The organism is Streptomyces sp. NPDC048197 (assembly GCF_043202395.1).
GTDB lineage: Bacteria > Actinomycetota > Actinomycetes > Streptomycetales > Streptomycetaceae > Streptomyces > Streptomyces siderophoricus.
Genome location: NZ_JBIDAJ010000010.1, coordinates 13,148 through 26,778, shown reverse-complemented (window position 1 = coordinate 26,778; position 13,631 = coordinate 13,148). Strand labels below are relative to the sequence as shown.

Here is a 13,631-nt window from a genome sequence, read left to right as displayed (position 1 = left end):
CCCGGGACGCAAGAGTGGACGCCGACGACTCGTCAGCCACCGCCCCGGCAGTCAGGAGACGACGCCATGCACCAGGACTTCCACCAGGCCCCGGACGGCGCCCGCATCGCCACCTACACCTGGCTGCCGGAGTCCGGCCGGCCCCGGGCCCTGGTCCAGATCGCGCACGGCGCCGCGGAACACGGCCGGCGCTATGACCGCTTCGCCCGTTTCCTGACCGGCCACGGCTACGGCGTCCTCGCCTCCGACCACCGCGGCCACGGCGCCACCGCCGCGTCCACCGGCGGCCGCGGAGTGGTCGGCGAGGACTCCTGGCGCGCGATCGTCGCCGACCTCAAGGCCCTCGGCGACCACGCGGCCACCGCCCACCCCGGCATCCCGCTGGTCCTGCTCGGTCACAGCCTGGGCTCCATGCTGGCCCGCGACTACGCCCAGGAGTACGGCGCCGACCTCGCCGGCCTCATCCTCAGCGGCACCTTCCGCACCCTGCCCGGCCTGGACATCGAGGCCGCCACCGCCGAACTCGACGAGGAGATCGCCCGGCACGGCCGGACCGCGCTCTCCTCCTTCATCCCCCGCACCTTCCGCTCGTTCAACGACGCTTTCGAGCACCGCACCGGCTACGAATGGCTCTCCCGCGACCCGGCCGAGGTGGACGCCTACGTCGCCGACGAGGACTGCGGATTCCCGTTCTGTGCCGGCCTCGCGCGCGACTGGGTGCGCGCCATCCGCAAGATCAACGACCCGGCGCACCTGGCCCGGATCCCCCGCGGGCTGCCCGTCCACCTCGCCGTCGGCGAGATGGACCCCTGCCACTCGGGCCTGACCCTGGTGCACGAACTCCTGGAGGACTTCCGCTATCTCGGTACCCGCGAGCTGACCTGGAAGGCCTACCCGGACGCCCGGCACGAGATCCTCAACGAGACCAACCGCGACGAGGTCCACGACGACCTGCTGGCCTGGCTCGACAAGCACGTCTGAGCACGCGGATCAGGAGCCGGACGGCAGGAATGCCGCGATCCGCTCCCGCAGCCCCCGCGCGTCCAGGCCGTGCGCCGCCAGGTGCTCGTCGAGCTGTCCGTACCGGCGCAGTTCCCGGCGGCCGACGCCGAGCCCCAGCACCCGGTGCGGCCGGTCGGCCAGCGCGTCGTTGGCGAACCGGGTCGACGTCCCCGCCAGATAGGGCTCCACGATCACCACGTCCGAGGCGTCCGCGGCCCCGGTCGCGGCCCGCAGCCCCTCGCCGTCGAAGGGCCGCACGGTCGTCGCGTAGAGCACGCCCACGTCCAGGCCCTCGGTCGCGGCGAGCACGTTGTCCAGCATCGGGCCGACCGCCACGACCACACCCCGGCGGCCCTCCCGCAGCCGCTGGAAACGGGCCCCGTCCACCACCCGCGGCGCCTGGTTGACCTGCACCGACAGCCGTACGTAGACCTTGTCGTCGCCGGCCGCCGCGGCCTGCCGCAGCAGCGTCTCGGCCTCGTCCGGGTGCCCCGGGACGTGCACGGTCCAGCCGTCGAGCGTGTCCAGCAGCGCGATGTCCCCCGGCGACATGTGGGTGTAGCCCCCGCTCGGCCAGTCGTACGAGCCGCCGGCGCTCACCAGCACCCCGCCCACGCCCTGGTGGCCGAAGTCCAGCTTCACCTGCTCGAAGGGGCGCTCCACGAGGAAGCTGGCGAAGGTGTGCATGATCGGCCGCAGCCCGGTGAGCGCCAGCCCGCTGCCCACGCCGATCAGCAGCTGCTCCCGGATGCCGACGTTCACCACCCGGTCCGGGTGCCGCCCGGCCGCCGCGGCGAAACCGTCCACGCCGATGTCGGCGAGGACGACCGCCAGCCGGGGGTCGTCGTCCAGCAGTTGCGAGGTGACCGAGGCGAAGCGCTCACGCATGGTGTCCATCACAGAAGGCCTTTCTCGAAGCTCTGGTGGGGAGGTGGGGACCGGGCGGTCAGGCATTCTTGGGCTCGACGCGGGCGACCACGGCATGCGGGCGGCCCGGGTGCGGTGCGGTGAACGCCTCGTACAGCGCCCGGTGGTCACGGCCGTCCACGGTGGCCACGGACCAGCCCGCGGTCTCGAACCGGGCGGCGATCCCGCCGCGCCAGCCGTGCGTGGCCGAGGAGTTGTCGATGACCAGGGTGTGCAGCCGGTCCAGCCCCGCGGCGCCCGCGTAGGCCAGCGCCTCGTGGTTGCTGCCCTCGTCCAGCTCGGCGTCCCCGATCAGCACCCATACGGCAGGGTCCTGGCGGCCCTGCGCCCGCAGCCCGAGCGCGGTGCCGACGGCCAGCGGCAGCCCGTGCCCCAGCGATCCGCTGCCGATCTCGGCACCCGGCATCAGCAACCGGTCCGGGTGGTGGCCGAGCGGCGAGTCGTACGAGCCGAAGCCCGGCAGCCAGGCGACGGGGAAGAAGCCCTTGGCGGCCAGGACCGCGTAGTACGCCATCGGGCCGTGGCCCTTGGAGAGCAGGAAGCGGTCGCGCCCGGGGTCGGTGGCGCGCTCGGGGGAGACCCGCAGCACCCGGTCGTAGAGCACCCAGAGCGCGTCCAGCGTCGAGGTCGCGGCCGGACCGTGCTTCTCATCTCCCGTCATCAGGCTCATCAGCCCGGGGAGTTCGGCGAATTCCGTCCGTGTCGTCCTCGTGCCCGCGGTGGCGGTGTGCGTCGTCTGCGTCATGCCACCGAGCGTGCAACCTCAAGCCCACTTGAGGTCAAGTGTGATCAGACCTGCCCCGGCTTGAACACGTCCTGCTCGATGAGGAGCTTGTCGATCCGGGCCTTGTCCACCCGGTTCGTCACCTCGGCCACCTCCTGCCGGTCGCGCACGCACTTGGCCAGCGTGAACGCCGAGGACACCACGAAGATCAGCCCCAGCGCGAGGAACCCGCGCTCCCAGGGCCCCACCGGCAGCTTGAGGATCCCGATCACCAGCGCCGCCAGCGACAGCCCGAAAGAGATCGCGGCCTGCACGAAGAAGGCCGTCGTGGTCGGCCGCTGAATCGATGGAGTAGTCATGCGCGTAGCGTGGCGGCGCGGTGACACCGGCGCATGAGTACGGGTACTCATCCGGTCCGGCCCGCCGCCGCGGCGTTCCGCCGCAATGTGGCAGCACCGACCCTCTGACATGCGGTATTGTTCTCGTGCACGGCCAGCCGGGACCTCCCGGCCGGAACGGGCACCGGGACGTGGCGCAGCTTGGTAGCGCACTTGACTGGGGGTCAAGGGGTCGCAGGTTCAAATCCTGTCGTCCCGACCAGCGATTTCTCGTAGGTCGGAAGCCGTCTTCTCTTCGGAGGAGGCGGCTTTTGCGTTGCCCGCGAAAGGGGCCCGTGGCGGGGGTCGGTGTCGTTGGTCCACTCGTCACTCAACTCCCGGTTAAGCCCGAGCGTCCTCACTGTCCGTAAGGGGACTGGTGCGGCGCGTTCTTCGCATGACAGGATGAGTACTGCGGGCCCGGCGGCTTAACCAACCGTTGGGACGTTCGTCGGGGCTGTCGATGGGGGGACGGTAGGCATGGCCATGGGGGGCGAAAGCCGGTCCAAGGGGGCGGGCGCCACGCTCGCGGAGCGGCTCAACCACCTCTTCGCCAACATGCATCCACCCGGCGCCCCGTACACCAACGCCTACGTCGCCGAGGAGATCAGCGCCGGGACGGAGGAGTACGGCGGGGTCCGGGTCACCGAGCAGTACCTGTCGATGCTGCGCAACGGGAAGCGGGCGAATCCGAGTCCGGAGCTGCTGCGCGCGCTGGCCAAGTTCTTTGCGGTGCCGGTGGGTTACCTCCTCGGGGACCTCTCCCAGCCGCAGGTCGCGCGGGTGGAGGAGGAGGTGCGGTTCCTCGCCGCGATGCGGGACCAGCGGGTGCGGGCCATCGCGCTGCGCTCCGTCGGGCTGCCGCCGGAGGTGCAGGACAGCCTGACCACGATCATCTCGCAGTTCCGGCAGCAGATGAACCTGCCGTCCGATCCGCCGGAGCAGGGTGGTGATCGGCGCGGTGAGTGACACGGTGGGCACCGTTGAACGCGGCCAGCTCTTCGCCACCTGGCGGCAGGCCGGACACGAGGACGGGACGAGCATGCGAGTGGGGCAGATACGCAGGCGGTGCAAGCGGCTCATCAAGGAGCTCGCGCTGCCCGCCGTCACCGATCTGCGCGGGATGTGCGACGTCGTCGCGGCCCGGGTGGCGCGGCCCGTGCATTTGGTGCCGATGAGCCTGGGCGGGGTGGTCTCGGGCATGACGGCCGTCACCGACGACGGCTACTGGGTCTTCTACGAACTGCGCACCTCGCCCTGGCACCAGGCACACATCGTGCTGCACGAGCTGAGCCACCTCCTGCTGGGGCACGGTCAGGACCCGGCCGTCACCGAGGAGGCGCTCAAGATCTGGACCCCCTCGGTCGACGTCGCCACCGCCATGCGGCGGATGGGCCTGACCATGGGCTTCGCCCGGCACCACGGCTACGACAACCTCGCCGAGCGGGAGACCGAGGTGCTCGGCACGCTGCTGATGGAACGGGTCGCGCCCTCGGCCGCGGAACCCGAACTCCCGCTGGAGGGACAGGCCGCCGAGCTCGCGGCGGCGCTCGGGCCCGCGCTGCAGCACGTACGGCTGGAGCGCGACCGGGCGGCCGGCGGGGACGGCGCGGCCGATGACCGGGACGGTGCGGGGCGGGCCGGGGGCGGGGGTTCGCGTGTTTGACGTCATCTACCTGTCGTTCGGGCTGGCCGCCTGGGCGATCGTCGGCTACAAGTCCGTCGCCTGGTTCCGCGACCGCAGCAACACCGACCTCGGGCTGGCCTGTCTGATGACCGGCGGGGTGGCGACGGTCTTCCTGTTCTCCGCGCCCAGCCTCTACCGCGCCTTCGACCGGCTGGTCGGCGTGGCCAACCTCGCCATGGTCTTCCTGTACTCCTCCGTGGTGGTCTTCGCGGCCGGTGCGCTGGTCCTGCTGCTGCGCTGGACGGCCGGCGAGGGGCCGGCGGCCAGGGCGCGGGCCCGGGCCAGGGCGCGGATCGCGGTCGGGGGAGTCGCGGTGCTGTGGGCGGTGGCGATCGCCGGGTTCGCCGTCGGCCGGCCGGACGCCGTCGAGCACCCCCGTGACTTCAGCACCGCCTACACCGACTCGCCCGGAGTCATGCTCTTCCTGGTGCTGTATCTGGCCATCTTCGGATCGAGCCTGGCGGGCCTGGGGACGCTCTGCCCCCGCTACGCCGCCCGGCTCGGCGGGACGCATCTCGCCCGCGGCCTCAGGGTGCTGGCCGTCGGCTGCTGGCTCGGCCTGGTCTACTGCGCCTGCAAGGTCATCGGCTTCGTCCTCTCCTGGACGGGCCACCCCGCGCTCTGGCTCTCCAACGGGGTGGCACCGCTGAGCGCCTCGGTCGCCGCGATCCTGGTGCTGGCCGGGTTCGCGCTGCCGGCCGCCGGGCCCCGGGTCGCCGCCTGGCGCCGGCTGCGCCGGCTGTCCCCGCTCTGGCGGACCGTCACCGCGCAGACCCCCGAGGTCACGATGGAGTCCTCGGCGTGGTCCGTACGCTGGCCGTTCGCCGATCTGGAGTGGCGGGCCAACCGGCAGATGGCGGAGATCCGGGACGTCCAGCGCGGGATCCGCCGCCATGTGGAGTCCGACGCGGTCGACGTCGCCCGGGAACGCGCCCGCGCGGTCGCCCTCGACGACCGGCAACTGGCCGCCGTCGCCGAGGCCGCCGCGCTCCGCCGGGGCCTGGAGAACCGCGCGGTGGGCCACGTCCCGGTCCACGGCGCCGACAGCGTGGTGGTCGCGAGCAGCAGTGATCCGGCCGAACTCGCCGCGGAGTACGAGCACTTGGCGCTGGTCGCGGACGTCTACCACTCACCGCTGATCGAGACCGTGCTGACCGAGCTCCGGCAGCGCAGCGCGGCGGCGCGCAGCTGAGGCGCGCGGCCGGCACAGAGACGGGGTGGCCCGGCACGGGGGTCCGGGCCGCCCGGCACGAAGGAGGCGGCACCGGTCCGAGCGGACCGGTGCCGCTGCCCGTTCGTCCGCCCGCGCGCGGGTTCGCGCGCGGCACCGCTCGGCCAATCGGGCCCGTGGTCACGCCGGTGCCGTCGGATGGCGCACGGCAGCAGGTGGCCCGCCGCGAGCGCCCTACAGTCGGATCATGCAGAACACCGCCGAGACCGCCCCCGACGCGCCCATCGACACCGCGCCCCTGCTCGACGACCCGCACACCGCCTACGCCGCTCTGCGCGAGGCCGGACCGGTGCACCGGATCACCGGGGCCGACGGGCAGCCCGCCTGGCTGGTCACCCGCTACGACGACGTCCGCCGGGCCCTCGCCGACCCGCGGCTGTCCCTGGACAAGCGGCACGCGGCGCCCGGCGGCTTCCGCGGCTTCGCCCTGCCGCCCGCCCTCGACGCCAACCTCCTCAACATGGACCCGCCGGACCACACCCGCATCCGCCGCCTGGTCGGCAAGGCGTTCACCCCCGGCCGGGTGGACGCGCTGCGGGCGCCCGTACGGCGGGTCGCGGAGGAACTGCTGGACGCGATGGAGCGGCGCGGCGGCCCGGCGGACCTGATCGCCGACTACGCGGGGCCGCTGCCCATCACCGTGATCTGCGATCTGCTCGGCGTCCCGCACCAGGACCGCCGGGACTTCCTGGCCTGGTCCGACGCGCTGATCACCCCGGACCCGACCCGGCCGGAGCTGATGCGGCAGGCGATCGGCGCGATGCTGGAGTTCTACACCGGGCTGATCGCCGCGAAGCGCGCCGCACCGGGCGACGATTTGCTCTCCGACCTGGTCGCGGTCCGGGACGACACGGACGGCAGCGGCGGCGCCGGCGGCGGCGACCGGCTCACCGAGGACGAGCTGACCTCGCTCGCCTTCCTCATCCTCTTCGCCGGGTACGAGAACACCGTCCACCTCATCGGCAACGCCGTGCTCACCCTGCTCGACCACCCCGAACAGCTTCAGGAGTTGCAGCGGAATCCGGCCGAACTGCCAGCCGCCGTCGAGGAGTTCCTCCGGTACGACGGACCGTCCCCGATCGCCATCCGCCGGTTCCCCAAGGAGGACGTGGAGATCGGCGGGGTGCGGATCCCGGCGGGCCAGAGCGTGCTGCTGGCGATCGCGTCCGCGAACCGCGACCCGGCCCGGTTCCCCGACCCGGACCGGCTGGACCGGGGCCGGGAGCTCTCCGGGCACCTCGCGCTGGGCCACGGCATCCACTACTGCCTCGGTGCGCCGCTCGCCCGGATGGAGACCGTCACCGCACTGGAGGCGCTGCTCGCCCGCTTCCCCGAGCTGCGACTTGCCGTCCCGCGAGGGGATCTGCGGCACCGTCCGGCCCTGCGTTCGCGTGGCCTGATTTCGCTGCCCGTCGCCTGGTAATCGAGAAACGAACACGTTTTTGAGGCGTAACCGTTCGCCGATGCGGTAGAAAGGTTCTTGAGCCCGCCCGGTGTGCATCCCCCGTCGCACCGGGCGGGCCTTCCTTTGCAGCTGTTGCAGATGCGACCCGCCCGGCCCGCGCCACGCCGCGATGGCCCGACTGGCTCAACTGCGCTGCGCACCGCCGCCGCGCTCCGTAGCGTGACGGCATGGCATGTGACGCACATGTACCGAAGAAGGCAGCCGCACTGGCCCTGCTCGCCGCCGCCGGTGTCGCGCTGACCTGCATACCGACCGCGGCGAAGGGGCCGACGTACCGTCAGCCCGCCGGGGCCGCGACCGGGGTGCGGGCCGTCACCGACCCCGGCACACCGCAGCTGCCCGGCGGGCTGTCCGCGCTGTCGTGGATGGTGGCCGACGCGGAGACCGGCGCCGTGCTGGCCGCCAAGGACCCGCACCGCAAACTCGCCCCGGCCAGCACCCTCAAGACGCTGTTCGCGGTCACCGTCCTGCCGAAGTTCCGGTCGAGCACGGTCCGCCGGGTCAGCTCCGCCGACCTCGCCGGCGTCGGCGCCGGCAGCAGCGTCGTCGGCATCCAGCAGGGCCGCCGCTACACCGTGGCCGACCTGTGGCGCGGGGTCTTCCTGCGCTCCGGCAACGACGCGGTGCACGTCCTGGCCGCGATGAACGGCGGCTGGCAGGCCACCGCCCGCGAGATGCAGCAGACCGCCCGGAAACTCGGCGCGCACGACACCACCGTCAAGTCCCCCGACGGCTACGACGCGCCCGGCCAGGTGTCCTCCGCGTACGACCTGACCGTCTTCGCCCGCGCCGGACTGGCCAACGACGACTTCGCCCGCTACTGCGGCACCGCCCGCGCCACGTTCCCCGGCACCGGCGGCACCATCCCGATCGAGAACACCAACCGCCTGCTGTCCGGCTCGCACGGCGTGGCCCGCTACCCCGGCATCATCGGCGTCAAGAACGGCTACACCAGCAAGGCCGGCAACACCCTGGTCGCCGCCGCCCGCCGGAACGGCCGCACCCTGCTGGTCACCGTCCTCAATCCGCAGGCCCAGGTGGCCAACGGCGTCTACAAGGAAGCCGGTTCGCTGCTGGACTGGGGCTTCCGCACGGAGGGCAGCAGCCACCCGGTGGGCACCCTGCACGCCGTCCGCGCCGCCTCGCACGGCACCGCACCGCTGCACCCGGTGCCCGCCCGGGCCACCGGCCCCGGAAGCCGCGACGCTTCCCCCGCCTCCTTCGCCCTCGTCCTCGGGGCGGGCGTCGCCGGCCTCGCGACGACCGGACCGGGCGCCCGGCTCGCCCGGTGGCGGCGCAGGCCGGTCCCCGGCGGCGGGGCCCGGGTAGCCGGGCCCTAGACCCCGGCCTGCCCTCCGCCGGCCAGCAGCCGGGGCGCGGCCTTCGCCGCCGACACGGGCCCCGGGCCGGCCGCCCCGTCCCCGGCGGCCGGCCCGTCGGCCAGCCGGCCGGTCAGCTCGGCCGCCCAGGACAGCAGGCCCGCGACGTCGATCCCGTGGGGGGCGGCCGCCGCGTACGGCGCGAGGGCCGCCGCTCCCCGGTCGAGCAGGGCGGTACCGCCCACGGCGTTGCCGCGCGCCGCATGGGTGAGGCCCACCGCGAGCTGGGCGAGCCCGCGCCACAGCTCGCGCTCCGTCTCCGGCGCGGCCTTCCAGGCATCCTCCAGGACCTCGTGGGCGTGGAACGGCATCCCGGCGTCCAGCAGCCGCTGCGCCTCGGTCAGGGTCTCCGCGGGCGTCCGCGTCACCCCCTCGGGCTGGCGGGCCACGCCCGGCGCGCCGTACGGCAGCGGCCGGCCCAGACCGTCCCGCGGCCGGGCGTTCCGGGCCCGGCCTTCCTCGTCCCGGTCCCGGCGGCGGGCCTCGCCGGCCCCGGAAGCGGCAGGCGGATCCGCCCGGCTCTCCTCGGCCGGCCCGTCGGCACCGGCGCCGCAGTGCTCGCACACGTCACTGCCGGGCCGTTCGCGGATCCGGCCGCAGGCGTCGCACACCCGGTCCAGCCAGCACGCCGGGTCGCCGCCCTCGTCATGGGTGTCGTTCACGCTTCGATTGTGCGCCGGGCGGCCCCGGCGCGTCGTGGCGGGGTACGGTCCGCGGGCGTCAGACCGCCTCGGCCGCGTAGAAGCACAGATGGTCCTTGATCTGTGCCACCTCGGCGTGCGGCTCCGGGTAGGCCCAGGCGACGTCCTCGGGGCCGTCGGCGAGCGACCAGTAGGAGGCGGTGCCCTTGAAGGGGCAGACCGTGTGCGTATCGGACGGCGTGAGCAGGTCCGTCCGGACGTCCTCGGGCGGGAGGTAGTACCGCACCGGACAGCCCGTCTCGGTGAGCAGCAGGGGCCGGTGGCTCTCGGCGACCAGCCGGCCGGCGATCTCCACGCGGACGTGGTCGGTGCCCTGGGTGACGTCGATGCGGTGGCCGCGGGTGACGCTCATGACCGGCTCTCCTTCGTAAGGCCTGCACGGGAAGTGGTACGGGTCCGCCCGCACGGGTGCGGGCTCCCGTACCGTCCAGGATCGCACCAGGGCCGTGCGGCCGGCCCCCGGCACGCTTCGCTACACCTCCCGGATCCCGTGCCCCGCCCACTCAGGCGCCGGCGCGACGAGCGCGGCCAGCCGCTCGCGGGTCGTGTCGGGCAGCGGTGCCGCCCGGCCGCCGGACCGGTCGACGTGCAGCAGGAACAGCTCCTCCGTCGCCACCGGCCCGCCGGCCGGCCCGCCCGCGAACATCTCGTGCAGCAGCCGCAGTTTCCTGCCGTCCACGCCCAACACGGCCGTACGGACGGTGAGTTCACGTCCGCAGGCGACCTCCCGCAGATGGCGCACATGGGCCTCGACCGTGTACAGGGAGCAGCCGGTGCGCTCCTGGTAGGCCGCGTCGAGACCGGACGCGTCCGTCAGGGCGTCCGTGGCGAAGCCGAAGACCAGGACGTAGTACGCCTCGCCGAGGTGGCCGTTGTGGTCGATCCAGTCGTCCCGGGCGGTCTGCCGGAAGAGGAGTGCCCAAGGCTGCCGGGGCCCTGGGGGAGGGTCAGTTCGCTCTCCACGAAGGCCAGGAGAGCGGCGTGCATGGTGTCCGGGCCGGTGCTGTCCGGCGCGGTGGCCAGCACCTGCGTGGCCAGACCGTCGATCAGGGCGGTCAGCCGCAGCGCGGTGAACTCCGGATCGACCGGACGGAAGACGCCCTGGGTGACACCGCGCCGCAGCACGTCGGCGACCGTGGTGCGCCACTGCCGGTAGTGGTGCTCGTGCAGCCGCCCCACGGCGGTGGAGCGGGCCGCCTGCGCCCACAGGTCGAGCCGGACCAGCCACTGGCGGCGCTGCTGCCCGGTGCGCGGGGTCTGCAGTGCGATCAGGTGCAACAGCTCCGCACGGGCGTCCGGAGCCGCCGCCAGGCCCGCGGCCCGGCGCTCGGTGTCCTCGTCCATGCACCACCGCACGGCCGCCTCCAGCAGCTCGTCACGGCCCGGGAAGTGGTAGTGCACGGCGGCCGGGCTGGTGCCGCAGGCGGCCGCGATGTCGGCGACCCGTACGCCGTGGAAGCCGTGCTCGGCGATCAGTCGGACGGTCTCCCGGACGATCTGCAGCGGCCGGCCGCCCTCGGGTACGGCCGCCGGCGCCCGCTCCGCCGCCGGGGCGGGCCGCTCCGGCGCGCCGAGCAGCCAGCCGGTGTCGACCCCGCCGAGGTCGGCGATCCGCACGATCTCGGCGAGCGTGAAGCGCCGGGTGCCGCCCAGCGACCGGGACAGCTTCGACGGGTCCATCACGATCCGGCGGGCGAACTCCCGGTGGCTGACGCCGAGCCGCCCGATCACCTCCCGGACACGGTCGGTGACCGCCCCGGCGGCATTGGTGATCCGGTCCGTGGCGTCCTCGGGGTCCAAGCCCCCACGGGCGTCATCCATGGTCCGGGACCGTAACAGGAGTGTTGAGAACATCGCAATGGTCGGGGGGTGGGGTGGAACGAAAATGTGCATTTCACGGCCACTGTTGCGGTCGGAGTGATGAGATAGCTGATGCGGGAGTCAGTAGTGGGGCGGCTGATGCCGGCCGCGGACGGAAAAAAGGGCTGGACGCGCCGTGAACCGGGTGAATGTGGCAAAGTGACGACATGGCTGACCGGGGAGCGAAGCGCCCCACCGTGTCGGTGCCGGACGACTGGCCCGCCCACCCGGACCTGACCCTGGCCCTCAACGGCATGGGCGGCTTCGACTGGGACCTCGACAGCGGGCTGATGCACATGGACCCGCCCGCCCTTGAGGTCTTCGACATGCGCCCGTCCGAGTACGACGACCGCCCGGAGACGCTCAACGCCCGCGTCCCCGGCCACGAGGCCGCCCGCCTGGACGCCCTGGTCGCCCGCGCGCTCAAGGACGGCAGCGACTCCTACGGTGCCTACTTCCGGGTCCGCCTCCGCAACGGCGAACTGCGCTGGACCCACAGCCAGGGCAGCATCCGCCGGGACGACACCGGCCGCCCCCGCCGCATCATCGGCGTGGTCCGCGACGCCAGCCACGAATACACCCACGCGGCCGAGCGGCTCGCCGTCGACGAGGAGCGCCGCCGGCACACCAGCGTCGTCGAACGCACCACCGCCGCCCTGGCCCACGCCCGGACCGTCGGCGAGGTCATCGCCGTCCTCGCCGGCGAGGAAGGACTCAGCCGGCTCGGTGCGGAGAACATCATCCTCGGCCTCGTCGAAGCCGGCCGGATCCGGCTGGTCTCCGAGGGCAGGGCGGGCAGCTACATCCCCGACCTGGAATACACCCGGGTCGGCGACGAATTCCCGATGAGCGAGGTCGTACGCACCCTCACCCCGCGCTACGTCCGCAGCCGCGACGAGTTCAAACGCCGGTACCCCCGGCTCTGGCCCGCCATCGAACCCCTCAACGTCAACTCCGCGGCCTACCTCCCGCTGATCGCCCAGGGCCGCCCCATCGGCGTCATCGGCCTGTTCTTCGAGCGCGAGAGCGACTTCCGCGACCAGGAACGCAACGTCCTGGTCGCCCTCGGCAGCAGCATCGCCCAAAGCCTGGCCCGGGCCATGCTCTACGACCAGGAACACGACCTCGCCGCCGGCCTCCAGCAGGCCATGCTGCCGCGCCGGATCCCCGGCGTGCCCGACGCCCAGATCGCCGTCCGCTACCGCTCCGCCCGGATGGGCCGCGACATCGGCGGCGACTGGTACGACGTGATCCCGCTGCCCAACGGCCGGGTCGCCGCCGTGATCGGCGACGTCCAGGGCCACGACACCCAGGCCGCCGCCCTCATGGGCCAGCTGCGGATCGTGCTGCGCGCCTACGCCGCCGAAGGACACGCCCCCGCCACCGTCATGGGCCGCGCCTCCGCCTTCCTCAACGAACTCGACACCGACCGCTTCGCCACCTGCACCTACGTCGACGCCGACCTGAGCACCGGCGCCGCCAGGATCGTCCGCGCCGGCCACATCGACCCCCTGCTGCGGCACGCCGAGGGCATCTGCCGGCTGCTGCCGGTGGCCGGCGGACTGCCGCTCGGCATCTCCTCCGAATTCCGGCGCCTGGACTACCCCGTCACCACCGTCCAGCTCGCCGCCGGCGACACCCTCGTGCTGTGCACCGACGGCATCGTCGAAAAGCCCGGCACCGACCTCGACGACGGCATGCGCCACCTCGCCCGGGAGATCCGCGACGGCCCGCAGGACGTCCAGCAACTCGCCGACCACCTCTGCGAATCCGCCGGCGTGCGCACCAACGAGGACGACATGGCGCTGCTCCTGCTGCGCCGGCTGGGCGCCCCCGAACACGACACCGTCGGACGGTTCCGGCAGCACATCGCCCCCGCCGACCCCGACGGCCTGTCCGCCGCCCGGCACATGATCCGGGCCGCGGTCCGCGCCTGGGGAGCGGCCGAACGCGCCGAGGAGATCGAGCTGGTCGCCGACGAACTGATCACCAACGCACTGCTGCACACCGACGGCGAGGCCGTGGTCAACATCCGGATGCCGCACAGCGTCGGACGCCGGCTGCGCCTGGAGGTCGAGGACCGGTCCAGCAGCCTGCCACGCCGCCGCGAACCGGGCGAGGCCGGCGTCTCCGGCCGCGGCCTGCTCCTCGTCGACCGGCTGGCCGATGTCTGGGGTGTGGAACCGCGCGGCGGCGGAAAGTGCGTATGGTGCGAGTTCAACTGCCCCTGACCGGGACGGGGGTCCCTCCCAGCGTTGCTGGGGGAGCGACCGGCCGC

At 73.4% G+C, this 13,631-nt stretch carries 14 protein-coding genes and 1 tRNA gene; 8 read left to right on the top strand and 7 right to left on the bottom strand.

The annotated features are described in order from the left end of the window. The first annotated feature begins 66 nt into the window (after positions 1 to 66). The gene (locus ACGF4C_RS15820) at positions 67 to 981 is read left to right on the top strand and encodes an alpha/beta fold hydrolase (protein WP_393566645.1); all 915 of its coding nucleotides are present in this window, start codon (positions 67 to 69) and stop codon (positions 979 to 981) included. Positions 982 to 990: 9 nt separating this feature from the next. Here ACGF4C_RS15820 and ACGF4C_RS15815 read toward each other — a convergent pair whose 3' ends face one another. The 3 genes from ACGF4C_RS15815 to ACGF4C_RS15805 are packed head-to-tail and all read right to left on the bottom strand — an operon-like array spanning position 991 to position 3,012. Then, positions 991 to 1,899 (bottom strand): transketolase family protein, encoded by a 909-nt coding sequence (locus tag ACGF4C_RS15815; RefSeq protein WP_393566643.1) that lies wholly within the window; start codon positions 1,897 to 1,899, stop codon positions 991 to 993. Between the two features lie 49 nt (positions 1,900 to 1,948). After that, positions 1,949 to 2,674, bottom strand: a complete 726-nt coding sequence (locus ACGF4C_RS15810) for a transketolase (RefSeq protein ID WP_393566641.1) — start codon at positions 2,672 to 2,674, stop codon at positions 1,949 to 1,951. Between the two features lie 44 nt (positions 2,675 to 2,718). Further along, entirely contained in the window at positions 2,719 to 3,012 is a 294-nt protein-coding gene (locus tag ACGF4C_RS15805) for a YiaA/YiaB family inner membrane protein (protein ID WP_030415232.1), read from the bottom strand. Positions 3,013 to 3,176: 164 nt separating this feature from the next. On the opposite strand from ACGF4C_RS15805, the gene ACGF4C_RS15800 reads away from it, so the two are divergent. The 6 genes from ACGF4C_RS15800 (at position 3,177) to ACGF4C_RS15775 (ending at position 8,753) form a co-directional block, all read left to right on the top strand. After that, positions 3,177 to 3,253: transfer RNA gene (locus tag ACGF4C_RS15800), tRNA-Pro, on the top strand. A 257-nt stretch (positions 3,254 to 3,510) separates the two neighbouring features. Continuing rightward, positions 3,511 to 3,999 carry a helix-turn-helix domain-containing protein gene (locus ACGF4C_RS15795; RefSeq protein WP_393566640.1) on the top strand — a complete coding sequence of 163 codons (489 nt, stop codon included), beginning with the start codon at positions 3,511 to 3,513 and terminating at the stop codon, positions 3,997 to 3,999. Positions 4,000 to 4,078: 79 nt separating this feature from the next. Continuing rightward, positions 4,079 to 4,696, top strand: a complete 618-nt coding sequence (locus ACGF4C_RS15790; protein WP_393566929.1) for a hypothetical protein — start codon at positions 4,079 to 4,081, stop codon at positions 4,694 to 4,696. Beyond that, a complete protein-coding gene (locus tag ACGF4C_RS15785; protein WP_393566638.1) occupies positions 4,689 to 5,909 on the top strand; it encodes an MAB_1171c family putative transporter in 1,221 nt (406 codons plus the stop codon). The genes ACGF4C_RS15790 and ACGF4C_RS15785 overlap by 8 nt, the downstream gene beginning before the upstream one ends. A gap of 226 nt (positions 5,910 to 6,135) precedes the next feature. Beyond that, positions 6,136 to 7,371, top strand: a complete 1,236-nt coding sequence (locus ACGF4C_RS15780) for a cytochrome P450 (RefSeq protein ID WP_393566636.1) — start codon at positions 6,136 to 6,138, stop codon at positions 7,369 to 7,371. A gap of 209 nt (positions 7,372 to 7,580) precedes the next feature. Further along, positions 7,581 to 8,753 (top strand): D-alanyl-D-alanine carboxypeptidase family protein, encoded by a 1,173-nt coding sequence (locus ACGF4C_RS15775; protein WP_393566635.1) that lies wholly within the window; start codon positions 7,581 to 7,583, stop codon positions 8,751 to 8,753. Here ACGF4C_RS15775 and ACGF4C_RS15770 read toward each other — a convergent pair. From ACGF4C_RS15770 to ACGF4C_RS15755, 4 genes are all read right to left on the bottom strand, one after another. After that, positions 8,750 to 9,358 carry a DUF309 domain-containing protein gene (locus tag ACGF4C_RS15770; protein WP_393566928.1) on the bottom strand — a complete coding sequence of 203 codons (609 nt, stop codon included), beginning with the start codon at positions 9,356 to 9,358 and terminating at the stop codon, positions 8,750 to 8,752. The two genes, ACGF4C_RS15775 and ACGF4C_RS15770, sit on opposite strands and share 4 nt — an antisense overlap. Before the next feature lie 154 nt (positions 9,359 to 9,512). Further along, positions 9,513 to 9,845: a DUF427 domain-containing protein gene (locus ACGF4C_RS15765; RefSeq protein WP_393566633.1), complete on the bottom strand. Its 333-nt coding sequence runs from the start codon at positions 9,843 to 9,845 to the stop codon at positions 9,513 to 9,515. Between the two features lie 120 nt (positions 9,846 to 9,965). Beyond that, positions 9,966 to 10,376: a thioesterase family protein gene (locus ACGF4C_RS15760; protein ID WP_393566927.1), complete on the bottom strand. Its 411-nt coding sequence runs from the start codon at positions 10,374 to 10,376 to the stop codon at positions 9,966 to 9,968. Beyond that, positions 10,307 to 11,314 carry a TetR family transcriptional regulator C-terminal domain-containing protein gene (locus ACGF4C_RS15755; protein ID WP_393566631.1) on the bottom strand — a complete coding sequence of 336 codons (1,008 nt, stop codon included), beginning with the start codon at positions 11,312 to 11,314 and terminating at the stop codon, positions 10,307 to 10,309. The genes ACGF4C_RS15760 and ACGF4C_RS15755 overlap by 70 nt, the downstream gene beginning before the upstream one ends. A gap of 206 nt (positions 11,315 to 11,520) precedes the next feature. On the opposite strand from ACGF4C_RS15755, the gene ACGF4C_RS15750 reads away from it, so the two are divergent. Then, a complete protein-coding gene (locus ACGF4C_RS15750; protein ID WP_393566630.1) occupies positions 11,521 to 13,584 on the top strand; it encodes a SpoIIE family protein phosphatase in 2,064 nt (687 codons plus the stop codon). Positions 13,585 to 13,631: the final 47 nt, after the last annotated feature.